Annotated in this window: 1 protein-coding gene; it reads left to right on the top strand. The window is 71.2% G+C overall.

The window, feature by feature from the left end; genetic code table 11:
- The coding region (locus tag OOT08_RS08035; protein ID WP_325092083.1) for an SdrD B-like domain-containing protein at nucleotides 1–2,585 on the top strand (2,585 nt) is incomplete at both ends.

Raw genomic sequence — 2,585 nt, 5'->3', positions numbered from 1 at the left:
TCGCTCACCGGGGACGCCCTGAGCGAGACGGCCCGGGCCGAGCACACCTTCCACGGCGAGTGGGAGATCAACGATGACTGGGAGAAGGGCATTATTGCCTCGCTCTGGGACGGCGGCGCGAACTCCGCCAGCAGCAAATACCTCACCTCCGACGACACGAAAACCCTGTACGGCTGGGGGGCGGCGACCGGCTGGATGACGACCCCGCCCGGCCGGGTCATCGACCACAACCGGCTGGGCATGGCCGGGACCCGAACCCGCTTCCCCTGTCTCGTGGACGGGGAGGCCAAGGCCCCGGACTCGCTCATCCGGGATCCGTACAACGATTTTTCTCCCCAGGACTGGGAGGAGATGCCCGGGGTCTGGTCTCTTGAGGAGCTGCCGGAGGACCACTGCCAGAACCCGGCCTTCGCCCTCAACCAGATCCAGTTCGGGAATGACGACTGGCGCTACATCAGCACCATCAGCCTCTTCACCTGGAACGGTTCAGAGGCGAATGTGCGCACGATGGACGTGCGCGGGATGACGGAAAAGAAAACGGTCTTCATCTACGAGACGCCGGGCCGGGGGCTCGCCCCCGACGCGCCCATCGCCGTGGACGAGAACCTGCCGGAGGCTCCCGTCTTGCCCGCACTGCCCGAGCCCGAGCCGCGCCACCCGGACGCGACCGCCCCGGACGGGACCAGCCCCGTCGAGCTGCCGGATCCCGGCCCGGAGGGCCTGAGCGGCGTGAACACGGCCGCGGGCGAGCCCGGAAGCCCGGACGCGCTCCTCAGCTTCGGCCTGGACCGGGACGAGATCGTCACCGATGTTCGGTTGTCGATGATGCGCTATCCGCACGCGCAGACCAGCTGGAGCCACTTCTTCGGGCGCTCCACGCAGGCCTTCGCCGACTCGGGGTTGCGCACGATGCAGGGGCTGAACTCCTCGAACACCTCGATCTACGAGCACTCGCCGCACGAGACGCCGTGGCCCTACGACATGCGTACGGATCAGGTGGGCGCGACCCAGAACTTCCTGGACCCGGTGCCCGACGCCCGGGTCGCGGTGACCGTCCCTGAGGGGATCCAGGCGGTCTCGCCGGGGCAGCGCCTCACCTGGCGCACCACGATCACGAACGGACCGGGGGGCACCCGCCTCACGCCGCTGCTGTCCGTCATCATTCCGAACGGCCTCGCCCTCGACCCGGACAGCATCGCCTGGTCCGACCTGGGCATGGTCGACGGGGTCGAGCCGACCCTGCGCACGGACACGGTTGACGTGGACGGCGTCGAGCGAACGCGGTTGACCTGGAGCTGGCCGGATGCGCAGGTCATCGACAGCCCGAACCGCGAGGACTCCCCGGACTACCCCTTCCACGAGTCGGGGGAGGTCCCCACCGTGACCTTCGAGACGACCGCCGTGCCCTCCGTGCTCGAGGGCACGCACGACGGGCGAGCCTCCCTCATCGCGCACGGGATGGACCGGCTCACCCCGGTGGTCCCCCCGAACGCGTCCCTCCCGGTGGACGAGTGGGACGCCAACGATAACGGGGACACCGGCGAGTACGTCGGCGAGGACCGGGTCGCGTGGACGGCGATCGCCATCTCGGGCGCGCACATTGCGAAGGCGGTCACGAGCGCGGGCGACGACGGTGAGTGGTCTGCCGCGGGCACCGTGGCAGCCTCCTGGACGGAGGACGCCGCGTTCCGGGTGCGCATCCGCACGGAGAACCCGAACAACATGCGGTTGAGCGATCTGGTCGCCTACGACGTCCTGCCGCGGGACGGGGACACCGCGATCTCGGAGGCCCTGCAGGGGCAGGCACGCGGCTCCGCCTGGACCCCCGTCTTTGCCGGGATCGAGGAGACGCCCGACGGTATGGAGGTGGCCTACTCCACCGCGGAGAACCCCTGCCGACCGGAGCTGTTCCCCAGCGGCCAGCCCGGCTGCACGGACGACTGGTCCGGCACGGCCCCGGCGAAGCTGGCGGACGTGACCGCGCTGCGCCTCACGCACGCGGGCATCTACGGGGAGCTCGACGAGGACGCGCCGCCCCTCGACCTGATCTACGGGATGACGGCCCCGCCGATGACCGCCGCGATGGCGAACGCCGCCACCGCTGGCGATCCGGCGGTGACGAATGTGGCCTGGCGGACCTCGCGGATCAGCTCCGCGGGCGAGGTCGTGGTCTTGCCCTACGCGGAGGCCCCCTCGGCCTCCGTGCGGCGGGACGTTGCCGTGATCGGCGGCGAGACCTGGCTGGACGAGGACGGCAACGGACACCGCGACGCGGCGGAGGCGCCGGTGTCGGGGCTGCCCGTCGCGCTCCAGGACGCGAGCGGCGCGGCCATCACCGACGCCGCCGGGGACCCGGTCCGCACGACCTCGGACGGGTCCTACCGTCTGACGGTGCCCGCGGGCAGCTACGCCCTCGCCTTCCCCACCGACGCCGACGGCGTGCCGCTGACCGCGCAGCTTGCGCCGGGGGAGCCGGCCACGGCCTCCGTCCCCGACCAGAAGAGCGGCGTCAGCGCCGAGTTCTCCGTGCTGCGCACCGAGGCCCGGCTGGACCAGAACGCCGGGTACTTCCTGGCGGACGGCGG

This window comes from Leucobacter sp. M11 (assembly GCF_035726885.1).
In the GTDB taxonomy this organism is placed as follows: Bacteria; Actinomycetota; Actinomycetes; order Actinomycetales; family Microbacteriaceae; genus JAPFRB01.
Note: the sequence above shows the minus strand (reverse complement) of the source record. Positions and strands in the feature narration are given on the sequence as shown.